Here is a 22,891-nt window from a genome sequence, read left to right on the forward strand (position 1 = left end):
CGCCCTGTGTCGACGTATGTCCCCTGCTTAGGTCGCCCGCATCCGGCTGCCAAGTGTTTCCCGAATAATCATATTACATCTCACATATTGACGGTTGCACTGGTGGTGCGAGCGCCGCATGATGCGGAACAAAGAAACACGATGTGGAGAGTGCCATGAAGCGCAGCCTGCTCGGCGCGATGATGCTGGTCCTGCTGACGGGAGCCGCCGCCCCGGAGCCGCCGCGCATCTTCATCGCGAGCGATTCCACCGCACAGGATTACAAGGCCGAGAAATATCCCCAGTCCGGCTGGGGCACGATGCTGCGGTGCGCAGTACCCGGCGTGACGGTCGAAAACCGGGCGATCGGCGGGCGGAGTACCAACAGCTTCATCCGCGAGGGGCGGCTCGACACGATCGCCGCCGACCTGCGCAAGGGGGATACCCTGCTGATCCAGTTCGGCCACAACGATGCGAGCGTCGACAAGCCCGAACGCTACACCACCGTCGAGCAATATATTGCGAACCTGCACCGGTTCCTGGATGTCGCCAAGGCGGCGGGCGCGAAGGCGGTGATCCTGACGCCGGTGGCGCGCCGCGACTTCAAGGACGGTGTCGAGCAGCCGAGCTTCCCCACCTATGCCGATGCGGCACGCCGCGTGGCGAAGGCGACGCGCACCCCGCTGATCGATCTCGGCAAGATGTCGCAGGCCTGGGTGCAGGCCGCCGGGCCGGAGGCGGCCAAGGCCTATTACCTGCATTACGATGGCGCCGCGGGTGCGCCGGGCTATCCCAATGGCGTGGTGGACGACACGCACTTCAGCGAACTCGGCGCGCGGCGGGTGGCCGATCTGGTCGCGGTCGGATTGCGGCAGACGCGGCTGCCGATCGCCAAACGGGTGACCCCGCACGTCCCGGCGCTGACCCGGACGACGCCGGCAGGCGGGCCGACGTGCAACTGACGGTGGCGCTGGCCCTCCTGCTCGGTTCGTCGGTGCAGGCCGGCGCCCGGATGGACCACGCGGCGCCCGCGCCATCGGTGCCCGCCCGATCGAACCAGGGCCAGCACCCGGATACCGCCGTGCGCACCTTCACCTTCGGCCCCGCCATGACGGGCGCCACCCGCGTTCCGCCCGACCGGCTTTATGCCGACGGCTATGGTTTCGAACCCGGCAGCAGCGCCCTGTTCTCGATCGCCGCCGCACCAGGCAATTATCGCGTCACGGTCACGCTTGGCCGCAAGGGCGCCCCGACGACGACCACGATCAAAGCGGAATCGCGCCGCCTGATGCTCGATGCCGTCACCGTCCCGGCAGGGCGCAGCGTCACCCGCAGCTTCATCGTCAACGTCCGCGACGCCGCGCTGGCGCCCCCGCCCGCCAACGCACCCGGCGGCGACCATGTGCTGTTGAAGCCGCGCGACCGCGGCGCGTTCGACTGGGACGACAAGCTGACGCTGGAACTGCTCGGCGATGCGCCGGTGGCGATCACGGTCGAAGGGGTCGCAGTCCCGACCGTCTTTCTGCTCGGCGATTCCACCGTCACCGACCAGCCCGCCGAACCCGCGGCGAGCTGGGGGCAGATGCTGCCGGTGTTCATGACCCCCGATATCGCGATCGCCAATCATGCCGAATCGGGCGAGACGCTGAAGTCGTTCATGGCGGAACTCCGTTTCGCCAAGGTGCTGGAATCGGTGAAGCCCGGCGACACGGCCCTGATCCAGTTCGGCCACAACGACCAGAAGGTGCAATGGCCGCAGACCTATGCGGACGCGGCGACCACCTATCGCGATTATCTGCGCGCCTGGATCGCCGAATTCAGGCGGCGCGGCGTCACGCCCATCCTGGTCACCTCGCCCGAGCGGCGGACATGGACCGGGAACCGGATAAAGCCGACACTGGCCGACTATGCCGCCGCGGTGCGGGCGGTGGCGGCGGAACAGCGCGTCGCGATCATCGACCTCAACGCCGCCAGCATCGCCTTCTATCAGGCATTGGGGCCGGCACGGGCGCCGCTGGCATTCAACGACGGCGGCAAGGATGCGACGCACCACGACAATTACGGCGCCTGGGTATTGGCGCGCAGCATCGCACAGGCGATGACCGGCCTGCCGCTCGGCGCGCACGTCCGCCGCGATCTTGCGCCCTTCGATCCGGGGCGCCCGCCCGATCCGGCGACCTTCCGCCTTATGCCCAGCGTCCTGCGCGACGCCACGCGACCCGACGGGAATTGAGATGACCGATCGCCGCACGTTGATCGCCGGTGGCCTTGCCGCACTGCTGCCCCTCCCCTCGTTCCTGTCCTCGTCGCTGTCCGCCGCCGCGGTCGCGCAGGGCACCGCGGATCGCTTTCCGCTATGGCCGGGCGCGGCGCCGGGTGGCGACGGGCACGTCGCCGACCAATGGGTGAAGCGCTCGCCGACCGGCGGTGCGGACGATATCGCCTGGCCGCACGTCGCGATGCCGATGCTCACCGTTGTGCGACCCGCCAGGCCCAATGGCGCGGCGGTGCTGATCTGCCCCGGCGGCGGCTATGCGCGGGTCGCAGTCGGCCGCACCGGTGGCGGCATCGCCCGCGACTTCGCGGCGCGCGGGGTGACCGCCTTCGAAATGCTGTACCGGCTGCCGCATGACGATTGGGCGGCGGGACCGGACGTCGCGTTGCAGGACGCGCAGCGCGCGATGCGGGTGATCCGCGCGGGCGCCGGCACGCGCTGGCCGATCGATCCCGCCTGCATCGCGGTCACCGGCTTTTCCGCCGGCGGCCACGTCGCCGCGCGGCTCGCCGGGCGGGCGGCGTTGCGGGTCTACGATCCGGTCGATGCCGCCGACCGCCTGTCGGCACGCCCCGACATCGCGGGGCTGTTCTTCCCGGTCATCACCATGGGCGACGACGGCGTCCATGCGCAGTCCCGCCGCGAACTGCTGGGCGCTCACGCCGGCGATGCCGACTGGCAGCGGCGGTATTCCGCGCAGGTCGACCTGCCGGCCGACATGCCGCCGACCTTCGTCGCCGCCAATGCCGACGATCCCGTCGTGCCGCCGCGCAACGCCATCCTGATGTGGCAGGCGTTGCAGGCGGCCAGGGTGCCGAGCGAATTGATGATCTTCGAACGCGGCGGTCACGGCCCGCCCGCCGCGCACCGCAACGGCACGCCGGTGCCATGGATCGACCTGTTCGTCGCCTGGGCGTCCGATCACGGCTGGAATGGCTGAGGCATTCGCGGGGAACCATCGCGCGCCGCGGCGGTAGAGCGGCGACAGAGATGCAGCCGCCCCCGTCCTTCCTCCCCTCCCTTCCCACGACCTATTTCGATCGCGACGTGGAACGGGTCGCGCGCGATCTGATCGGCGCCAGCCTGCTGGTCGACGGCGTCGGCGGCGTCATCGTCGAGACGGAGGCCTATGGCCCCGCCGATCCCGCGTCGCACAGCGTCCGCGGTCCGACCCCGCGCAATGCGGCGATGTTCGGCCCCGCCGGCCACGCCTATGTCTATCGCAGCTATGGCCTGCACTGGTGCCTCAACTTCGTCTGCCGGCCCGGGAACGCCGTGCTGATCCGCGCGATCGAACCGGTGCAGGGGGTGGACGCGATGATCGCCCGCCGCGGCCTCGACGATCCGCGCTTGCTGTGCGCCGGGCCCGGACGGCTCTGCCAAGCGCTGGGCGTCGACCGGTCGCTGGACCATGCGCCACTCGATCGGGCGCCGTTCGCCCTCGCGCCGGCGCCGGCCGCCGCCCCGGTTCACGCCGGTCGTCGCATCGGGATTTCCGCGGCGATCGATACGCCCTGGCGGTTCTGCCTCCCGGGATCGCGGTTTCTCAGCAAGCCGCCTCGCTGACAATCGGCAGATCGCGCCGGTTGTTGGCGGATCGCGCGCCGGACAATCGGCCAAATCCCCGCCGCCCACCCTGCACAGCGTTTGGCATGCAACCTGCAATGCCCATTGTGCAGCCGATAGAGGCTGCTCCGCCAGGGAGAAAGTTCGTGTTCGTTACCGCTATCGCCGCCGCCCTCCTCGCCTCATCCAACGCGCCGGTCGCGACCGGAACGCCCACGCCGCAACCGGTCGCCAAGACCGACCCGGTCGCCGCCAATCCGCGCGTCTGCCTGGTCGACCGCGTCACCGGCAGCCGCATTCCGCAGCGCACCTGCAAGCGCCTGGCCGAATGGCGTGCGGCCGGCCTCGACCCCCTCGCGAAGCGCTGACGATCGCGCCGCCGATCGACGCCGGGGGCGCGTGCCTCCGGCGCATCGCGGTTCTTTGATCCGGTCCGTTCCGAACCGGGACCTTCCATGCTGCACCTGCGTTCAAGCCCCCGATTATCGTAAAGACCAGATGGGGGTCACCGACTTGCACGCTTTGCCCGACCGGCTCGAACCGGGCTCGCCCTATCCTCTCGGCGCCACGTTCGACGGGCTCGGCGTCAACTTCGCGGTCTTTTCGGCCAATGCCGACCGCATCGAATTGTGCCTGTTCGACCCCTCCGGCAAACGCGAACTGCAACGCATCGCGCTCACCGAATGCACGGACGAGGTGTGGCACGGCTATCTGCCCGATGCCGCGCCCGGCCTGTTGTACGGCTATCGCGCGCACGGCCGCTACGAACCCGAAAACGGCCATCGGTTCAATCCCAACAAGCTGCTGCTCGACCCCTATGCGCGCAAGCTCGCCGGCCAGATCAAATGGACCGACGCGCTGCACGGCTACAAGGTCGGCCATGCCCGCGAAGACCTCAGCTTCGACAAGCGCGACAGCGCGCCCGCCATGCCCAAGGCGGTGGTGGTCGACGACCATTGGGACTGGTCGCGCGATACGAAACCGAACACCCCGTGGTCGGAAACGGTTATCTATGAGGCGCACGTCAAGGGCCTGACCAAGCTGATGGAGCTGGTGCCGCCGCGCGAACGCGGCACCTATGCCGGCCTCGGCCACCCTGCGGTCATCAAACACCTTAAGCGGATCGGCGTCACCGCGCTGGAACTGCTGCCGATCCACAGCTTCACGCAGGATCGCTTCTTGCAGGAAAAGGGCCTCAGCAACTATTGGGGCTATAACACGCTCGGCTTCTTCGCGCCCGAACAGGCGTACATGTCGACCGACAGCCAGGACGAGCTGCGCCGCGCGGTCCACCGCCTGCACAAGGCGGGGATCGAGGTGATCCTGGATGTCGTCTACAACCACACCTGCGAAGGATCGGAAAAGGGGCCGACGCTGTCGTGGCGCGGCCTGGACAACGCGAGCTACTACCGGCTGGTCAAGGATCAGCCGCGCTACAGCATCAACGACACCGGCACGGGCAATACGCTGAACCTCAGCAAGGCACGGGTCATCCAGATGGTGACCGATTCGCTGCGCTATTGGGCGACCAGCTTCGGCATCGACGGCTTCCGCTTCGACCTGGGGCTGACGCTGGGCCGCGAGGATGACGGCTTCGACCCCGGCGCCGCCTTCTTCGACGTCGTCCGGCAGGACCCGGTACTTGGCCGCCTCAAGCTGATGGCGGAGCCGTGGGACGTCGGCCCGGGCGGATACCAGCTCGGCAACTTCCCCCCCGGCTTCGCCGAATGGAACGACAAATATCGCGACACCATGCGCCAGTTCTGGCGCGGCGATGCCGGTCAGCGCGGCGATCTGGCGGCGCGGCTGTCGGGTTCGGGCGACCTGTTCGATCGTCGCGCGCGGCGGCCGTGGGCGAGCATCAACCTGTTGTCGGCGCACGATGGTTTCACCCTCGCCGACACCGTGACCTATGAAGAGCGCCACAACGAGGCGAACGGCGAGGACAATCGCGACGGCCATGACAACAATCATTCGCGAAACTGGGGGCATGAGGGGCCGACCGACGATGCCGCGATCAACGACGCGCGCGGGCGCGTGCAACGCTCGATGCTGACCACCCTGCTCGCCTCGCTCGGCACGCCGATGCTGGTCGCGGGCGACGAATTCGGACGGACGCAGCAGGGCAACAACAACGCCTATTGCCAGGACAACGCCATCAGCTGGCTCGACTGGACCGCGGCCGAGACGCCTGCGGGGCAGACGCAGATCGATTTCGTCGCGCGTCTGGCGGACTTGCGCCGCCGCTACCCGGTGCTGCGCGCTGCGACCTTCCTCTACGGACAGGATTCGCCGGGGCATGGCATCGACGACATCGAATGGTGGGACGAACGCGGCGAGCAGTTGAGCGCGGACGACTGGCAGAATCCGGAAGGCCGCGCGCTGATGATGCGCCGCGCCAGCACCAATGCGGCCGGCGAGGTCGAGGCGGTGTCGCTGCTGGTCAACGGCTCGTCCGATCCGGTCGCCTTTCACCTGCCCGCCCCCCATGCCCGGCGCACCGTGCTGATCGACAGTGCCAAACCCGATCAAGGCGAAGTGACGATCGAGGACAGCTACGAGGTGTCGCCGCAGGGCGCGGTACTGCTGGCCTGGACGATCGGCGTGGATGGCGAGGCGGCGGCATGACGCGGCACTGGGGCGCGGCGCTGCTCGACGACGGGCGCACGCGCTTCGCGCTATGGGCGCCGGCTTCCGCCGCGGTGACGGTCGAGATTGATGGCGGCGAACCGGTCACGATGACGGCGGAGGACGACGGCTGGTTCGTCGCGACCACCCGCGCGCCAGCCGGAACGCGCTATCGCTTCCGCTGCGACGATCTGGCGGTGCCCGATCCCGCGAGCCGCGCGCAATCGGGCGGCGTCCATGGGTGGAGCGTGGTGATCGATCACGCCTATCCATGGACCGTCCCCGACTGGCGCGGACGGCGGTGGGAAGAGACGGTGCTGATCGAACTGCACGCGGGCCTGCTCGGCGGATTCCGGGGCGTGATGGACCGGCTACCGGCGCTCGCCGCGCTGGGCTTCACCGCGATCGAACTGATGCCGGTGAACGCGTTCGGCGGGACGCGCAACTGGGGCTATGACGGCGTATTGCCCTACGCCCCGGCAGAGGCCTATGGCTCGCCCGCCGACCTGAAGGCGCTCGTCGACGCCGCGCACGCCTTCGGCCTCTCGGTCTTCCTCGACATCGTCTACAATCACTTCGGTCCCGACGGGAATTACCTGTCGACCTACGCTCCGGACTTCTTCGACGCCGACGTCCACACGCCGTGGGGTGGTGCGGTCGCGGTCCGACGCGACGCGGTGCACCGCTTCTTCGTCGACAATGCACTGATGTGGCTCGGCGATTATCGCATCGATGGGCTGCGCTTCGACGCGGTGCATGCCATCGCCGACCCGGCGTTCCTCGACGCGATGGCGGTGGAGATCAGGGCGGCGTTCCCGGATCGTCACATCCATCTGGTGCTGGAGAACGAGGAGAATGACGCGGATCGGCTGGGCGAGCGTGGGTATGACGCGCAGTGGAACGACGATTTCCACAACGTCCTGCATGTCCTGCTGACCGATGAAACCAGCGCCTATTACGGCGATTTCGCCGATCGGCCGGCGGAGCGGCTGGCGCGCTGCCTGTCGGATGGCTTCATCTATCAGGGGGAAGGGTCGCCGAACCACGACGGCAAGCCGCGCGGGAAGCCCAGCGGGCAGCTGTCGCCGACCCGCTTCGTCGCCTTTCTGCAGAACCACGACCAGACCGGCAATCGGGCGCTGGGCGAACGCTTGACGCTGTTGACCGACACCGCGCGGCTGCGGGCGGCGACCGCGCTGCTGTTGCTCGGGCCGCAGATCCCGTTGCTGTTCATGGGCGAAGAAGAGGGGAGCGAGAGCCCCTTCCTGTTCTTCACCGATTTCCACGATGAACTGGCGGACGCGGTACGCGAGGGTCGGCGCAAGGAATTCGCCAAGTTCGACGCCTTCGCCGATCCGGCGGCACGCGAGTGTATCCCCGATCCCAATGCGATCGAGACGTTCGAGCGATCGAAGCCACAGCCGGGACCGGATGCGGCAGCCTGGCGGGACCTGGTCCGCGATCTGATCATGCTACGCCAATCGGCGATCGTACCGCATCTGGCCGGCACGACATCGCTCGACGCAGAGGCGACCGGCGCGGCGGCGGTGACCGCCCGTTGGCAGCTGGGCGATGGCAGCGTGCTGACGATCGCCATCGATCTCGCCTATGACCCGGACCCGCTGCCGGACATCGAGGGCGAGGTGCTGCACAGCGAAGGCGAGCGGTTCCGTGCGTGGCTGTCGCGATGATGGCGGTCGCGGTTCCGTCGCCCCGCAGTGGCAGCCGGACGCCACGTTCGGCACCCCCGTCCACCCCCGCCACATTGGCTGCGCCCTCCCGCCACGGCCCTGGCTGATGAGTGGCACGGCCGTAGTCTCGAATGCCGGTCCCACGGACTGGCCCCCAGTATGCGCCGCGAGGGCGATGGTATGAGGAGCATCGTGCCATGACCGATCTGGCGAAGCGGGCCGAGGATGCCGGCATCCATAGGGATTGGGAGGATGCGGACGGACGTCGGCATCGTGTCACCGACGACGTCGTTCGCGCGATCCTCGACACCCTCGACACGCAGATCGAGGGTGCCCGCTTCATCACCGCCGACGCGGGGTTGCCGATCGCCCTCCCCACGCGCGCCGGCCCGGCCACCCTGACGCTCGAAGACGGCACCGAACGCGCCGTCATGGTTGCCGCCAACGGCACCATGCCGGCGATCGATTGCCCCGGTTATTACCGGCTCGACATTCATGGCACTTCGATCACGCTCGCGGTCGCGCCTCGCCGATGCGTCGCGCCGCCGCCGGGGCATAGCTGGGGTGCCGCCATTCAGATCCCGGCGCTGCGGGGCGGACGGTGCAGTGCCTATGGCGATCTCGGCACGCTCGCCGAGGCGACGCGCGCGTTCGCCGCCGCGGGCGCCGATGCGGTGGCCATCAGCCCGACCCACGCGCTGTTTCCGGACGACGCCCGTCGCTTCAGCCCCTATGCCCCGTCGAGCAGGCTGTTCCACCACGCGCTGCTCGCCGACCCGACGCTGGTCGGCGTTGCGCCTGCGGAGGATGACGGCGGCGCGCTGATCGACTGGCAGCGAGCGCTGCCCGCACGCCTGGCCCATCTACGGCGGGCGTTCGATCAAGCGCCTCACGACGTGCTCGCACAATTCGATGCCGATCGCGCCGAGCGGCAGGATTGGAACGAGCACGCCCGCTACGACGCATTGCACGCGCATTTCGGTGTATGCGGCTGGCAGGATTGGCCCGCCGCCTATCACGATCCCGCCAGCCCCGCCGTCGGGCATTTTGCCGCGGACCATGCCAGCGACGTAAGCTTCTACGCGTTCCTGCAATGGCTTGCCGAGCGCAGCCTGGCACGGGCGCAAGCCGCCGCCAGGGACGCCGGCATGCGCATCGGCCTGATCGCCGATCTTGCCGTCGGCATGGATGCGGGCGGCAGCCATGCGTGGAGCCGCCGCGGCGACCTGCTTACCGGACTGTCGATTGGTGCGCCGCCCGATCCGCTCGGGCCGCAAGGGCAGAATTGGGGAATAACCGCGCTATCGCCGTTCGCCATGCGCCGTACCGGATTCGACGCATTCATCCGCACCGTGCGCGCGGCGCTCACCCATGCCGGCGGCCTGCGCATCGACCATGCGCTCGGCCTCAAGCGGCTATGGGTAATTCCTGACGGCGGCAAGGCGAGCGACGGGGCCTATCTGACGATGCCGTTCGACGATCTGTTGCGTATTCTCGCGCTCGAATCTCATCGTGCCGCCGCGATCGTCATCGGCGAGGACCTTGGCACCGTGCCGCCCGGGTTCCGCGACACGATGGCGGCAAGGGGCATGCTGGGCATGCGGGTGTTGCCGTTCGAGCGCGACGCTCAGGGGTTCACGCCCGCGAACCGGTGGGACGAACAGGCGGTCGCGATGACCGGCACCCATGATACGGCGACGCTGGCGGGCTGGTGGAGCTGCCGCGACATCATGTGGAACTACAAGCTGAAGCGCGGCGGCAACGACGAACCTGCCGATCGCCTGCGCCGGATCGGCGAAAAGAAGGCGCTGTGGACGGCATGCGAAGCGGCCGGTGTCGCCGACGGTCCGCTGCCGGGCGATGCCGCGCCGGCAATCGATGCGGCGATCGCGTTCACCGCGCAGGCGCCGTGCCCGATCACCATCGTGCCGCTGGAGGATCTGATCGGGATAGAGGAACAGCCGAACCTGCCCGGCACCACCGACGAACATCCCAACTGGCGCCGCCGGATGCCCGACACGGTTGCGGCGCTGCTCGCCCGCCCCGACGTCGCCCGTCGCACCGCCCTTCTCTCCGCAAGGACGCCAGCATGACGATCCCCCGCGCCACCTACCGCATGCAATTCCACAAGGACTTCACCTTCGCCGATGCGGAGGAACTGGTGCCGTATCTCGACCGGCTTGGGGTCAGTCACCTCTATGCGTCGCCGATCACCGTAGCACGCGCCGGCTCGACGCACGGTTATGACGTGATCGATCCGACGCGCATCAATCCGGAACTTGGCGGCGAGGACGCCTTTCGCAGTCTCGTCGCAGCGCTCAAGGCACGCGGCATGGGTGTGGTGATCGACATCGTTCCCAACCACATGGGCGTGGCGGGCGGCGGCAATGGCTGGTGGAACGACGTCCTCGCGAAAGGCGAAGCGAGCGACCACGCCCGTGTCTTCGACATCGACTGGCGCGATCGGATCGTCCTGCCGGTCCTCGGCGACACGCTCGCCGCATCGCTCGCCAACGGCGACCTCGCGGTCGAGGGCGACGAGATCGTCGCATACGGCGAGCATCGCTTCCCGCTCCGCGCGGGACCACGTGACCTGCCGCTACCCGAATTGCTCGATCGCCAGCATTATCGCCTCGCCAGTTGGCGGGTCGCCAACGATGCGCTGAACTGGCGGCGGTTCTTCACCGTCAACGACCTTGCCGGCGTGCGCATCGAAGACCCGGCGGTATTCGAGGCGACGCACGCACTTTACTTCCGGTTGTACGAGGACGGGCTGATCGACGGCGTCCGTGTCGATCACGTCGACGGCCTGACCGACCCGATCGGTTATTGCCGCCGCTTGCGCGAACGGATGGGTCCCGATGCCTGGATCGTCATCGAGAAGATCCTGGGTGCCGGTGAGGGCCAGCCGGTGGACTGGGGCGTCGACGGCACCAGTGGATACGACTTCATGGAACAGGTGGCGACGCTGATCCACGATCCGCTCGGTGCTTTGCCGCTGGAAGAATTGTGGCAGGATGTCAGCGGCCGCTATCAAGGATTCGAGGCGGAGGAATTCGAGGCGCGGCAGGACCTGCTGGCGTGGCAGTTCTCCGCCCAGCTGGATGCATGCGTCGCCGCGTTCGTCGCGCTCAACACGGACGAGGCGGTGACCCCCGCCATGCTGCGCCGCGCGATCGAGCGGCTGATGTGGGTCTTTCCCGTCTATCGGACCTATGGCACCGGCGATGCCGCGCCCGCGTCCGACGCCAGGATTCGCGGCATCGTGCGCGAACGGGTGTCGTGGTTGATCCCGCCCGGGGAGGCGCATGTCGTCGACCGTATCCTGGCGTGGTTGGCCGGTGACGGACCGGGCGACGCCGCCGATGCCGTTCGCCGTTTCCAGCAGCTTTCCGCGCCGATCGCGGCGAAATCGGTGGAAGACACTGCCTTTTATCGATCGGGGCGGCTGCTGTCGCGCAACGATGTCGGGTTCGATGCCAACGTCCTCGGCATCGGCGTGAATGAATTCCATGCGTTGATGGCCGACCGCGTCCGCGACGTGCCACATGCGATGCTGACCACCGCCACCCATGACCACAAGCGCGGCGAGGATGTCCGCGCCCGGCTGGCGGTGCTGAGCACGATGCCCGACGCCTGGCGTGCCCGCGTCGAGGCGTGGGATGCGATGTCCTGGGCATGGGACCATGAGGTGGACGGCGGCGACCGCTACATGCTGCTCCAGACGATCGTCGGTGCCTGGCCCGACGATGGCGCGAGCGCCGATTTCGCCGATCGGCTCAAGGCGTGGCAGCAGAAGGCGCTGCGCGAGGGCAAGCTGCGCTCGTCGTGGGAAGCGCCGGACGAGGCATATGAAGCCGCCGCCGCCGCCCTCATCGACAGCTATCTGGCCGAGCCGCGTTTCGTGGCCGAGGCCACCGCCTTCGTCGCCGAAATCGCGCCGGCCGCTGATGCCAATACGCTGGTCCAGACGGTGCTGCGCTATACCTTGCCCGGCGTGCCGGACCTGTATCAGGGCACCGAGTTGGCGGACCTAAGTCTGGTCGACCCCGACAATCGCCGGCCAGTGGATTATGTCGCCCGTGCGGCTCTGTTCGATAGCGACGCCGCATCGGCGAAATTCAGTCTGATCGTCGACCTCCTAGCCCTGCGCCGGGCCGACCCGGCCTTGTTCGCGAACGGGGACTATCGGCCGGTCGAGGTGATCGGCAGCGATCGCATCCTCGCCTTCACGCGGAGGATAGACGGGGCGGTGCTGGCGGTGGCCGTACTGGTGCGGGGAACGACGATTCCGGATGCCACCCTCAAATTCGATGACGGCGCCGCCCGGGCCGCCGACATCTTTGCCGACGGTCCGATCTGGTATCGGGTGGGATGACCGCTCGGCTTCGGTCGGCGCGCGGGCATCGAATCCTTCGCGCCGGCAGGCCTGAAGCGATCGAACGGGGGCGTCATGCGCTATTCCGAACGGCACGCATCGTGTGCCGATGTCACCGTTTGGTCTGCGAGCGTTGCGGGCCACGGGGAAGCAACGTCATCGCCAAACCCGCCTATTCCGCCATTTTTTGCCCACTCACCGCCGGAACGAGCCGTCCGACGGTTTCATCGTGGAGCAATCTCCCAGCAAAATGAAGCCTTTGGATATTGTTCGTTAAGCCAAACGCGCTCAAACTCCGGAACGACGAGAGGCACGAAACGAGGGCCAGCTGTGGCAAACGAGCGCTTGGTGGAGTTTTGGGCGAAGACGATCGCGATGCGATCGCCGGTGATCATGCAGCAATTGCATGGCGCGGCCCTCGGACTCATCGCGGACCGGCGAGCGATGCAGCGGACGCTGCCTCCGGAATTCGTTCATTGTCCATCGCTGGACATGCTGCTGGCACTGTTCGTCGCGGATGGTCATGCCATGCCGGTCGCCGATTTCATCACAGCCGCGCCAGCGGCGGCCGCTGTCGCCCGTCGCTGGATCGACGTGTTCGTGCAGCGCGATCTCGTGTCGGTCCGCAATGGGGTCGCGTCCTTGACCGAGGCAGGCTTCCGCATGATCGCGGACACCTGCCAGGCGGTCATTGAAGCGCAGATGGGCAGCCGCGCGTCGAGCCTGAACTAAGCCGCCCCGCCGCCGCTGCGCGATCGTGGATGGTGTGCAGGGCCTGTTCCAGCTCCGCCGCAGCGAGCGTCTCGTCGGCCTCGACGACCAGTCGTATCGCCTGCTCCACTAGGTCGCGCGCCTCGCTGAGGAGCGCCGCAATGTTTGTCGCCATGCCCGGTCTTCCGCTCCGCTTCGCGCGAATTTAGGGCGCTTCCTGCCATTGCGGCGGCCATCCCGTCAAATGACAAACACAGCGCGCGCGATGGAGCGCGGTCGACTCCGGCGCACCAACCGTCCCTGACGCGGCCAACGACCGGTCAGTAGCGTCCCCAGACGAATTTGGACGACAGCGCGTAATTCCACACCGCGCCGACCAGGATGCCGATCAGCGCCGAAGCGGCGACACCGCTGTTGCGGACATCGTGGACGAACGCCGCGATCCCGATATTCGCGACCAGCCCGACCGAACAGACGACGCAAAACGACACCCAGCCGTCGAGCAACTGGCGCAGTCCCTTCAGGCGCCGATCGCGATAGGTCAGCGTGTTGTTCAACAGAAAATTGAAGGTCATGGCCGCCACCGCACCCATGATCTGCGCGGGCAGGAAGGTCGTGCCCACGAGCATCGCCAGTCCGAGCACGGCCATGTGCACGCCGACGCCGAGCACGCCGATGCCCGAGAACATCGCGAAGCGCACCGGCACGAACCGGCCGAACATCCGGTCGTACAGCGCGATCAGATATTCCATCGCAACGACGTGATCGAGCTTGGATTCGCCCTCGGTCCGGACGCGGAAGGTGTAGGGCAGCTCGGCGAACCGCAGCGCGACCGGGCTCGCCGTCATCAGGTCGAGCAGGATCTTGAAGCCGATCGCCGACAGGTCAGGCGCAAGCCGGCGCGCAAGATCGGTGCGGATCGCGAAAAAGCCGCTCATCGGATCGCTCAGGTCGCCCTTCAGCACCTTGCGCGACAACCTGGTCGCCAGCGCCGACTTGGCGACCCGGTCGCGATCCCAGTCGCCGGTACCGCCACCGTCGACGAAGCGCGATCCGACGACGAGATCCAGCGCAGGATCGTGCTGGAGCAGGTCCAGCATCCGCGGCAACAGCGTCTCGTCATGCTGCAGATCGCCATCGATCACCGCGACCACCGGCGCGGCGGTGGCGCACATGCCCTCAATGCAGGCGGACGACAGGCCACGACGGCCGATCCGGTGGATCACCCGTACGCGGCCGTCGATCCGGCCGAGCTCGCGGGCCGCAGCGGCGGTGCCGTCGGGGCTGTCGTCATCGACGAAGATCGCTTCCCAGCGCCGCCCGGCCAGAGCCTGATCCAGCCTGGCGACCAGCGTCGGCACGTTCGCCTTTTCGTTGAAAGTCGGGATGACGACGGCGATCTCGAGCAAGCTGCTCACAGAACGGCGAGCACCGCATCTCCCATCCGGGATGTCGTCATGGTCCCGGCCAGATCGGCCGTACGCGCGCCGGTGCGGATCGCCTGCGCTACGGCGGCTTCGATCCGGTCCGCCGCCTGGGGCTGGCCGAGCGAATGGCGCAGCATCATCGCCGCCGACAGGATCGCGGCGCACGGATTGGCCTTGCCCTGGCCAGCGATATCGGGAGCGCTGCCATGGATCGGTTCGTACAGGCCCTTGCCCGCGTCATCCAGGCTGGCAGACGGCAGCATGCCGATCGAACCCGCGCACATCGACGCCTGGTCGGACAGGATGTCACCGAACAAATTGCCGGTGACGATGACGTCGAACTGGCCGGGGTTACGCACCAGCTGCATCGCCGCATTGTCGACGTACATATGAGTGAGCGCCACGTCGGCATAGTCCGCCGACACCTCGATGACCACATCGCGCCACAGCTGCGATGTTTCCAGCACGTTCGCCTTGTCGACCGAACACAGCTGGCCGCGGCGGCGCCGCGCCGTCTCGAAACCGACGCGCGCGATGCGGCGTACTTCGGTTTCGTCGTAGCTCATGATGTCATAGCCCTCGCGATGGCCGTCCGCCGTCGCGCGCCGGCCCTTGTCGCCAAAATACACATCGCCGTTCAGTTCGCGGACGATGACGAGATCGATCGCTCGTGCGATCTCCGGCTTCAACGCCGACGCATCCTCCAATCCCTCGAACAGCGTCGCCGGACGCAGGTTCGAGAACAGGCCGAGATGCTTGCGCAGCCCAAGGATCGCCTGTTCCGGCCGCAATGCCCGCTCCAGACCGTCGCAGGTCGGGTCGCCAACCGCACCGAACAGCAACGCATCGGCGCGCCGCGCAACATCCAGCGTCGTGTCCGGCAGCGGATGCCCCAGCGCGTGATAGGCCGCGCCGCCGACCGGCGCCTCTTCGTACGTCAGGTCAAGTTCGAGAGCATCGAGCACCCGCAGCGCCTGCTCGATAACCTCTGGACCGATGCCGTCGCCCGGCAGGAGTGCGATCAATGCCATGCCGCACGCCTTGCCGCGCGTCCGCGCCTCACGCAACCGCCCTTTTCAACATCGCCACCAGCCGTTCCCGCGCGACCAGCGGCTCCGCCCGGCGGTCGGTCAACAGGTCGCGTGCCAAGAAGTGGCCGGTGATCGCCAGGCCCGCGAGGATATCGGGCCAATCCGCCGGCCCGCCCTCGCCCAGGAACACCGGCAGCGCGAACAGCCGCTCTTCGTAACCATGCGCCGCCCCGCGACTGACCGCACCGCCGCTGCGTGGGCTGACGAAGGCGAGATCATCGGCCAGCCCGGTCACCACGCAGCTATCGAGGTCCAGACCGAAGCCCAGTTCGGCGAGCAGAAGCAGTTCGTAGCGGGCGAGCGCGCTCGCCCAGCCCCTGGCCGCGGGGGCCGCCTCGATCGCGTCGAGGACGCCGCCCAGGGCATCGTAGAGTCTTGGATACGGTTGCGCTTCGGGCAGCGCCGCTGCGGTCAGCGCAGTGACCCAGGCCAGCGCCGCGGCAGACAAGGGTTCGCCGTGCAGGGCCGCCCGGCTGTGCAGAGGTTCGATCGTCAGCGCGGCGAGCTGCTCGCCGGTCCGCGCCCGCCATTCGCCGGCAATGGCATTGGCAGGCTGCAGCACCGGTCGCATCTGTCGCGAACGCCCGCCGCGGACGTAGCCGGGCTGGACGCCGTCGCTCCGCGTCAGCGCGCGTACGACCGCACCATGCTCTCCATGCGCACGAACGGCGAGGACGATGGCTTCTGCGCTCAGGTGCATGGCTCGACTATACCGACCGAACCGTATCGCGCCACGGACGGATCAGCGCCGCACCCGCTTTGCCAGCCCTGCCAGCATCGGGTGCCGCGTCGCCCGCTTCGCCGCTGCCATCGCCCCGTCGAACGCGCCCAGCGCCGTCATCGTCGCCCGGTTCGCGAAGGTGCGCCGCAGCAACAACAGGTCGACGCAATCGACGCCACCGGTCGCGAACAACCGTTTATGCTGCCCCTCGCCCTCGGTGAAATCGAAGCGCGCGAAGCGATCGCCGAACAACGTCTTCATCGCTGCCGCCTGCAACACCGTGCCCGGCGACCAGTCGTTCCACGCCGGATCGTGCCCGACGTGATCGTAGCGCAGGGCCGATCCCTGCGCGGTACAGCAGAGGTACGCCGCCGGTTGCCCGTCGAGCAGCAGCAGCCAGGCCCGCAACCCGTCCATGGACGCCAGATCATGCAGGTGCGCCACCGACGCCGCATCCTCCGGCAGCCCGGCGTCGAGCAGCCGTTCCTGATAGGTCTTGGCCGACACGGCGCGCGCCAGGGGGTAAAAGGCCGCTAGCTCGTCCGACGTGCGATAGGTGCGCACCTCCACCCCCGCCGTCGCGGCCTTCCTGGTCTTGCGCTTCAGCGTCGATCGCGCCGACCCGGACAAGCTGGCGAGCCATGCATCGTGGCCGATCGTCAGGTCGGTATAAAAGCGCGTGTAGCGCTGGCGGACGATCGCCATCAAGCCAGCGCCGCGCACCGCGCCGGCGAGCCCGCTGGGCAGCGACGTGACCAGATAGCCGTCGCGCCCGGCCGCCGGCAGCGCCGGCGCTTGCCCCGCCAGTACGTCGTCCAGCGACAGCGCGACCCGTGCCAGGTGCCGGTCGACCGACACCAGAGTACGCGCGCCGACCTGAAACTTCAGCGCCACCGCCGTCATGCCGCGCGCTCTGCCACCCAGTTCGACCATAATTGTTCGGCCTGCCGCAACCGTCGGCGCAGCGCATTCGCGCCCAGTGGCCGATCATCGGCATCCAGCCGCAGCACCGGCCGGTCGGCGAAATGCATCGTCGGCAGTTCCGCCGTGCGCGCGCCCAGCAAACGGCACAGCGTGTCGAAGCGGCGGACGTGCACACCGTTCGCCCGGGTGCCCAGCCGGTTGGCCAGTTCGAAGCCGTGGCTGACGATCGTCACCGCGGCATGCCGCTCCGCCACCGCATGATCGAGCGCCGCCGCCGCCTCCGCGCTGGACAGTGCGCAGAGCTGGAACGTCCGCCACAGGCCGGGGGCGTCCTCGATCACCGACACCGGTACCTCGATCAGATGGTGTGCCACCGGCGCGATCCGGTCCGGCGCCAGACCGATCCGGCTTTCCTCCCGTTCGCATCCGTTGTGGCTACTGTCATAGACGAAACCGAGCGACGCCAGCGCGCGCAACGTGTCGTCGTTGGCGGCATAGCCCCCCGCGCGGAATGCGATGGGATGCGGCGCACCGGCCGCCACCAGCAGGTCGGTCGCGCCGCGCAGCAACGCGATCTGTTCGTCCAGCGTATATTCGTACATCTGGAACCGGCCGTAGCTAGCCGCGCGATCCCCGGCCGTCGCCCCGGTCCAATTGGGATGCATATGCAATTGCACCTCCTGACCGGCTCCAAGGATGGTGTCGACCATCCGCTTCACCGGCCCCAGGCCGAATACCAGCGCGGGCATCGGATCGACGAAGAAACACGCCTTCAGCCCATGTTCCGCCAGCCGTTCGAGCTGATAGCTCAGGCCCACCCCGGCAGGCTCCAGCGACCGCGTATAGATCGTGTCGAGGTCGAGCCCCGCGGCGTGATGCCGCCAGGCGAATTCGGTATCGACGGTCAGGAAGACGGGTGTCGCCATGCCGCTCCTCTATCGCCGGCGGGTGAAGAAAAGGTCAGCGGGCGTGATAGAAGTCGTAGACCTGCTGCGCCACACCCGCGGATACGCCCGGCGCTTTTTTCAGGTCTTCCAGGCTGGCGTTGCGGACGGCCCGCCCCGTGCCGAAATGCATCAGCAGCGCCTTCTTGCGCGCCGGCCCGATACCGGGAACCTCGTCCAGCGGACTCGCGCCGATCGCCTTCGACCGTTTGTCGCGGTGCGCACCGATTGCGAAGCGGTGGACTTCGTCGCGCAGCCGCTGGAGGTAGAACAGCACCGGCGCGTTCACCGGCAGCTGAAATTCCCGCCCGTCGAGCATGTGGAACACCTCGCGCCCTTCGCGGCCGTGATGCGGCCCCTTGGCGACGCCGACCATGCACACGTCCTCGATCCCGAGGTCCTCCAGCACCGCCTTCGCCGCGTTGAGCTGCGGCTTGCCACCGTCGATCAACACCAGATCGGGCCACTCGCCGCCATCGCGATCGGGATCCTCGGTCTGCGCCCGCGCAAAGCGGCGGCGAAACACCTCGCGCATCATGCCGACGTCGCTGTCGGTCGCCGCCTCGTTCCCCTTGATGTTGAACTTGCGATACTGCCCCTTGCGAAACCCTTCCGGCCCAGCGACGACCATCGCGCCGAGGGCATTGGTTCCCTGGATGTGACTGTTGTCGTAGACCTCGATCCGGTCGGGCGGTTCGGGCAGGTCGAACAGCTCGGCAACCTCGCGCAGCAGCTTCGCCTGCGTCGTGCTTTCCGCCAGCCGTCGTTCCAGCGCTTCGATCGCGTTGCGCTTCGCCTGATCCATCAGCCGGCGGCGATCGCCCCGCTGCGGCACCGACAGCGCCACCTTATACCCCGCCCGCTCGCCAAGCGCCTCGCCCAGCAACGCGCCTTCGTTCAGGTCGCGGTCGAGCAGGATCGTCTTGGGCGGCGGCACCTCCTCATAGAATTGGGTGAGGAAACTGGCGAGCACCTCGTCTTCGGGCACTTCGTTGGTATGTTGGGGAAAGAAGCTGCGATGCCCCCAGTTCTGGCCACCGCGGATGAAGAACGCCTGGATGCCCATCGTCCCGTCCTTGCAGGCGAGCGCAAAGACATCGGCATCGCCGACCCCTTCGGCATTGATCGCCTGTGACCCCTGAACGAAGGTGAGCGCCTTCAGCCGGTCGCGCAGCAAGGCGGCCAGTTCGAAATCCATGTTCTCCGCGGCAGCCTGCATCTGCGCGCCAAGCTTGGCCTGCACCTTGGTCGACTTGCCGCCCAGGAAGTCGCGGCAATCGTCGACCAGTTCCTTGTATTCGTCCTTGTCGACCCGCCCGACGCATGGCGCGGAGCAGCGCTTGATCTGGTAGAGCAGACACGGGCGATCACGCGTCTTGAAGAACCCGTCGGTACATGATCGCAACAGGAACAGCTTCTGCAACGCGTTCAGCGTGTTGTTGACGCTGCCCGCACTGGCGAACGGGCCATAGTAATTGCCCGCCGCCCGCCGCGCGCCGCGATGCTTCTGCACGCGCGGAAAGTCGTGATCGCTTCGCAGCAGGATGAACGGAAACGATTTGTCGTCCCGCAGCAGCACATTGTAGGCGGGCCGGTAGCGTTTGATGAGCTGCGCCTCGAGCAGCAGCGCCTCCGCCTCGTTGTTGGTCGTGACGATCGTCATCGACCGGGTCTGCGCGATCATCCGCTGCAACCGCTTGGTGAGGCCCTTGACCTGCGTGTAGTTCGCCACGCGCTGCTTCAGCGACCGCGCCTTGCCGACATACAAGACGTCGCCCTTGGCATCGTGCATGCGATAGACGCCGGATCGGGTCGGCAGCGTTTGCAGCACGTTGCGGATCGCGGCGATCCCGGCCTCCAGATCCGGCGTGTCGGACCCGCGAACGGTGTAGGTGGCGCGTTCTTCGTTGAATCGATCGGATGGACCGTAGGACGACATCCCCGCCATGTAGGAGTCGGAGGGGTTGCGGGCTAGTGGCCCGGCGGCGGTTTGGGCGACGAAGCGATCGCCATCCGCGCCGCCGGAGGTCGTGGCCTATAGTGCTCGATCAGGTGTGCCGGAGCCCGAGGGGTTATCGACCGCTCGGCAAGGCCCGCCTTACTTCGACCTTCCCGGGCGCAGGCGCACTCGCATCGATCGCCGCCAGATCCGTCCCGACCTTGTTGAGCAGTGCCGCCGTCATCTGCCCACCGCTCAACGGCGCCAGCTTGCGCAACGATAGCGTCTGAAATTTCGGGAGGTTTGTATCGTCGCTCAACCCCGGCAGGTCGCGATCCAGGATCGCCTTGGCCTGCGCGTTGGCGATGAGGTCGGCGATCGGCGTGTCGAGCGAAAAGCCGCCGTTCGCGACCGTCGGCGAAGCCGATGGTGTCACAGATGGCGTCACCGGGCGGGTATCCGGCTCGGGTTGCACGGTCGCGGCGTCGTCGCGCGGCAGGTCGAGCGCGAACCTGTCGGCGGCAGCGGCGGCGGGGGACGGCGCTTGCGCCTGGATGCCGATCAGGAACGCCATGAGCAGGATCGACATCGCCAGTACCTCGCCAGAGGTCCGCACGCGGGCGGACCGTGCCTGTGTAGCACGTCCGCCGCCGTGGAAAAGGTTCAGGCTTGCGCGAACATCTTCGTGCCGACGATGCCGACCACGGTCAGCGCCATGAAACAGGCCTGGATCGTGCTGACCTTGTCGCCGAACAGCAGCATGCCGCCGATGATGACGCCGACCGCGCCGCAGCCCGTCCATACCGCATAGGCCGTGCCGGCAGGCAGGCCGCGCATCGCGAGGGCGAGCAGGCCCATGTTCACGAACGACAGGATGATCGGCACGCTCGACGCCTGCCAGGTGGCGACCGTGGCCGCCCATTTCAGGCTGAGCGCCCAACAGATTTCAGTGAACACGGCGATGGCGAGGATCAGCCACGACATGGATGTTACTCCTAGCGCGGGCTCGTGATGAAGCGACAGCGCCGGAAACCCGTGAAGAGACGCTGGTCGTAGAGGTATCATCGGCGAGGGGGGAGCACGGCCGTACAGCGAGGGAGGGGGAAACGAGCGGCGTTATCCGGCGCGACCGCAACTCCCCCCGGCTGCGCCGGCCCCCCTCCCGTTCCGCGAGGCACGAATGGCTAGTTGAGGCGGCTCAATCCGGAAATCGACCGATCGATCATCGTCTTGTCCGCACCGGCATCGTGATGCTCGGCGATCAGCACCGCCGCGGCCTTGGAGGCGGTTTCGGCGGCGAGGGCGCGCACTTCGGCGATGGCATTGCGCTCGGCGGCGGCGATCTTGTCTTCGGCGCGCTTGGTGCGGCGGGCCATCAGCTCCTCCGCATCGTGCTTCGCCTTGGCGATGATCTGGTTCGCTTCCTGCTGCGCGTGGGCACGCATCGTCGCCGCATCGGCTTCGGCGGCCTTCGCCTTCGCCTCATATTCGGCGCGCAGCGTCTCGGCTTGCGCCCGCAGCACTTTCGCCTCGTCGAGCTGCGCCCGTACACCGGCGATCTGCTTGTCGAGGCTGGCGGCGATCTTCGCCGGCACCTTGACGATCAGCATGCCCACCAACACGAACAAGGCGGCGATGCCGACCCAGCCGGTGGTGTTGAAGCCGAGTGCCGTCGCCTCGGCGACATGTTCCGCGCCCGGTTCGGACACGTTGGCGGTCAATTCGCTGCCGTCGCGAACGTCGCGCGGCTGCAGGCTGGTCGACGATGCCGCGTCCGCCAGATTGGCGGCAGCGGTCGCGTCGGGATTGCTGGCCGGATTAGCCATGAGCGCTGGTCCTCCGCACCGCATCGGCGGCGGCATCGATGCCGACGGTCAGGCCAGACACCTTGGTCACCAGTTCCTGCGCCACTTCCGCGGCGACCGACTGGAGGTTGAGCATCGCGTTGGCCTTGGCGTTGCCGACAGCGAGATCGTGATGCGCCAGCCGTTCGGCAAGCTCCGCATCCGCAGAGCGGATCTGGCTTTCGGCAGCCTTGGCGGCCTGTGCCTTGGCGGCGCTGGTTTCGCCGAGGGCGGCGGCGCGCGCCTCGTCCATCTTCAGGCGCCATGCCGCTTCCACCGTATCGGCGGACAGGCGCGCCTGTTCTGCCGCGGCAAGGTCTGCCGCGATCTGCGCTTCACGCGCGTCCACGGTCGCAATGACCCTGGGGACCATCACCTTGCCGATCCCGAAATACAGGATGCCGAACGTGATAAGCAGCCAGAAAATCTGCGAGGCGTAGGTAGCGGCGATCTGCGAAATCTGAGGCATTGATGACCTTTAGCGCGACCCCGGATGATCCGCCGGACCCCTTGGAGGCCCGGCGGCACATACCGGATGTTAGGCGACGAACAGCAGGATGATCATCGTCACGAAGGCGAGCAGGCCGAGAAGCTCTGCGCCCGCGAAACCGATGAACAGACGGCCCTGCTGGCTGTCCGCCGCACCCGGATTGCGCAGTGCGCCCTCGAGGAACTTGGCGAACACGTTGCCCACGCCGAGCGAGGCGAGGCCCATGCCGATCGCGGCCAGACCGGCACCGATCATCTTGGCGGCTTCTGCGTCCATGTCAAAA

22 protein-coding genes are annotated in these 22,891 nt (G+C 67.7%); 10 read left to right on the top strand and 12 right to left on the bottom strand.

Annotation, left to right across the window (positions count from 1 at the left end):
• Positions 1–155 precede the first annotated feature (155 nt).
• From GTH33_RS02250 to GTH33_RS02295, 10 genes are all read left to right on the top strand, one after another.
• Positions 156–941, top strand: a complete 786-nt coding sequence (locus tag GTH33_RS02250; protein ID WP_163956906.1) for a rhamnogalacturonan acetylesterase — start codon at positions 156–158, stop codon at positions 939–941.
• The gene (locus GTH33_RS02255) at positions 932–2,212 is read left to right on the top strand and encodes a rhamnogalacturonan acetylesterase (RefSeq protein WP_249054970.1); all 1,281 of its coding nucleotides are present in this window, start codon (positions 932–934) and stop codon (positions 2,210–2,212) included. The genes GTH33_RS02250 and GTH33_RS02255 overlap by 10 nt, the downstream gene beginning before the upstream one ends.
• Before the next feature lies 1 nt (position 2,213).
• On the top strand, positions 2,214–3,194 hold the full coding sequence (locus GTH33_RS02260) for an alpha/beta hydrolase (protein ID WP_163956907.1): 981 nt from the start codon (positions 2,214–2,216) through the stop codon (positions 3,192–3,194).
• A gap of 50 nt (positions 3,195–3,244) precedes the next feature.
• A complete protein-coding gene (locus tag GTH33_RS02265) occupies positions 3,245–3,820 on the top strand; it encodes a DNA-3-methyladenine glycosylase (protein WP_163956908.1) in 576 nt (191 codons plus the stop codon).
• Between the two features lie 146 nt (positions 3,821–3,966).
• Complete coding sequence (locus GTH33_RS02270; protein ID WP_163956909.1) at positions 3,967–4,188, top strand: hypothetical protein; 222 nt, start codon at positions 3,967–3,969, stop codon at positions 4,186–4,188.
• Positions 4,189–4,318: 130 nt separating this feature from the next.
• The gene (gene glgX, locus GTH33_RS02275; protein WP_163956910.1) at positions 4,319–6,448 is read left to right on the top strand and encodes a glycogen debranching protein GlgX; all 2,130 of its coding nucleotides are present in this window, start codon (positions 4,319–4,321) and stop codon (positions 6,446–6,448) included.
• The gene (treZ, locus tag GTH33_RS02280) at positions 6,445–8,139 is read left to right on the top strand and encodes a malto-oligosyltrehalose trehalohydrolase (RefSeq protein WP_163956911.1); all 1,695 of its coding nucleotides are present in this window, start codon (positions 6,445–6,447) and stop codon (positions 8,137–8,139) included. The genes glgX and treZ overlap by 4 nt, the downstream gene beginning before the upstream one ends.
• 197 nt (positions 8,140–8,336) lie before the next feature.
• Entirely contained in the window at positions 8,337–10,232 is a 1,896-nt protein-coding gene (gene malQ, locus GTH33_RS02285) for a 4-alpha-glucanotransferase (protein WP_163956912.1), read from the top strand.
• The gene (gene treY, locus GTH33_RS02290; protein ID WP_163956913.1) at positions 10,229–12,517 is read left to right on the top strand and encodes a malto-oligosyltrehalose synthase; all 2,289 of its coding nucleotides are present in this window, start codon (positions 10,229–10,231) and stop codon (positions 12,515–12,517) included. Before malQ ends, treY begins: the two co-directional genes overlap by 4 nt.
• Positions 12,518–12,847: 330 nt before the next feature.
• A complete protein-coding gene (locus tag GTH33_RS02295; RefSeq protein WP_163956914.1) occupies positions 12,848–13,249 on the top strand; it encodes a hypothetical protein in 402 nt (133 codons plus the stop codon).
• On the opposite strand, the gene GTH33_RS02300 is transcribed toward GTH33_RS02295, so the two are convergent.
• The 12 genes from GTH33_RS02300 to GTH33_RS02355 all read right to left on the bottom strand — a co-directional run bounded on the left by GTH33_RS02300 (position 13,206) and on the right by GTH33_RS02355 (position 22,884).
• On the bottom strand, positions 13,206–13,403 hold the full coding sequence (locus GTH33_RS02300; RefSeq protein WP_163956915.1) for a hypothetical protein: 198 nt from the start codon (positions 13,401–13,403) through the stop codon (positions 13,206–13,208). The genes GTH33_RS02295 and GTH33_RS02300 overlap by 44 nt on opposite strands.
• Positions 13,404–13,548: 145 nt before the next feature.
• Complete coding sequence (locus GTH33_RS02305) at positions 13,549–14,646, bottom strand: glycosyltransferase family 2 protein (RefSeq protein ID WP_163956916.1); 1,098 nt, start codon at positions 14,644–14,646, stop codon at positions 13,549–13,551.
• On the bottom strand, positions 14,643–15,686 hold the full coding sequence (gene leuB, locus GTH33_RS02310) for a 3-isopropylmalate dehydrogenase (protein WP_163956917.1): 1,044 nt from the start codon (positions 15,684–15,686) through the stop codon (positions 14,643–14,645). Before leuB ends, GTH33_RS02305 begins: the two co-directional genes overlap by 4 nt.
• Positions 15,687–15,714: 28 nt before the next feature.
• Positions 15,715–16,446: a DNA repair protein RecO gene (gene recO / locus GTH33_RS02315; protein ID WP_163956918.1), complete on the bottom strand. Its 732-nt coding sequence runs from the start codon at positions 16,444–16,446 to the stop codon at positions 15,715–15,717.
• Between the two features lie 42 nt (positions 16,447–16,488).
• Positions 16,489–17,370, bottom strand: coding sequence for a GNAT family N-acetyltransferase (locus tag GTH33_RS02320; protein ID WP_243848167.1), 882 nt, complete (start codon positions 17,368–17,370; stop codon positions 16,489–16,491).
• Positions 17,367–18,317 (bottom strand): polysaccharide deacetylase family protein, encoded by a 951-nt coding sequence (locus GTH33_RS02325; protein WP_163956920.1) that lies wholly within the window; start codon positions 18,315–18,317, stop codon positions 17,367–17,369. The genes GTH33_RS02320 and GTH33_RS02325 overlap by 4 nt, the downstream gene beginning before the upstream one ends.
• Before the next feature lie 34 nt (positions 18,318–18,351).
• The gene (gene uvrC, locus GTH33_RS02330; protein WP_163956921.1) at positions 18,352–20,274 is read right to left on the bottom strand and encodes an excinuclease ABC subunit UvrC; all 1,923 of its coding nucleotides are present in this window, start codon (positions 20,272–20,274) and stop codon (positions 18,352–18,354) included.
• 133 nt (positions 20,275–20,407) lie between these two features.
• Complete coding sequence (locus tag GTH33_RS02335; protein ID WP_163956922.1) at positions 20,408–20,863, bottom strand: hypothetical protein; 456 nt, start codon at positions 20,861–20,863, stop codon at positions 20,408–20,410.
• A gap of 74 nt (positions 20,864–20,937) precedes the next feature.
• Positions 20,938–21,258: a DMT family transporter gene (locus tag GTH33_RS02340; protein ID WP_163956923.1), complete on the bottom strand. Its 321-nt coding sequence runs from the start codon at positions 21,256–21,258 to the stop codon at positions 20,938–20,940.
• A 200-nt stretch (positions 21,259–21,458) separates the two neighbouring features.
• Positions 21,459–22,100, bottom strand: a complete 642-nt coding sequence (locus GTH33_RS02345; protein ID WP_163956924.1) for a F0F1 ATP synthase subunit B family protein — start codon at positions 22,098–22,100, stop codon at positions 21,459–21,461.
• Positions 22,093–22,587, bottom strand: a complete 495-nt coding sequence (locus GTH33_RS02350) for a F0F1 ATP synthase subunit B family protein (protein ID WP_163956925.1) — start codon at positions 22,585–22,587, stop codon at positions 22,093–22,095. The genes GTH33_RS02345 and GTH33_RS02350 overlap by 8 nt, the downstream gene beginning before the upstream one ends.
• Before the next feature lie 69 nt (positions 22,588–22,656).
• Entirely contained in the window at positions 22,657–22,884 is a 228-nt protein-coding gene (locus GTH33_RS02355) for a F0F1 ATP synthase subunit C (RefSeq protein ID WP_038662560.1), read from the bottom strand.
• Positions 22,885–22,891: the final 7 nt, after the last annotated feature.

It is taken from the genome of Sphingomonas insulae (assembly GCF_010450875.1).
GTDB classification, from domain to species: Bacteria; Pseudomonadota; Alphaproteobacteria; order Sphingomonadales; family Sphingomonadaceae; genus Sphingomonas; species Sphingomonas insulae.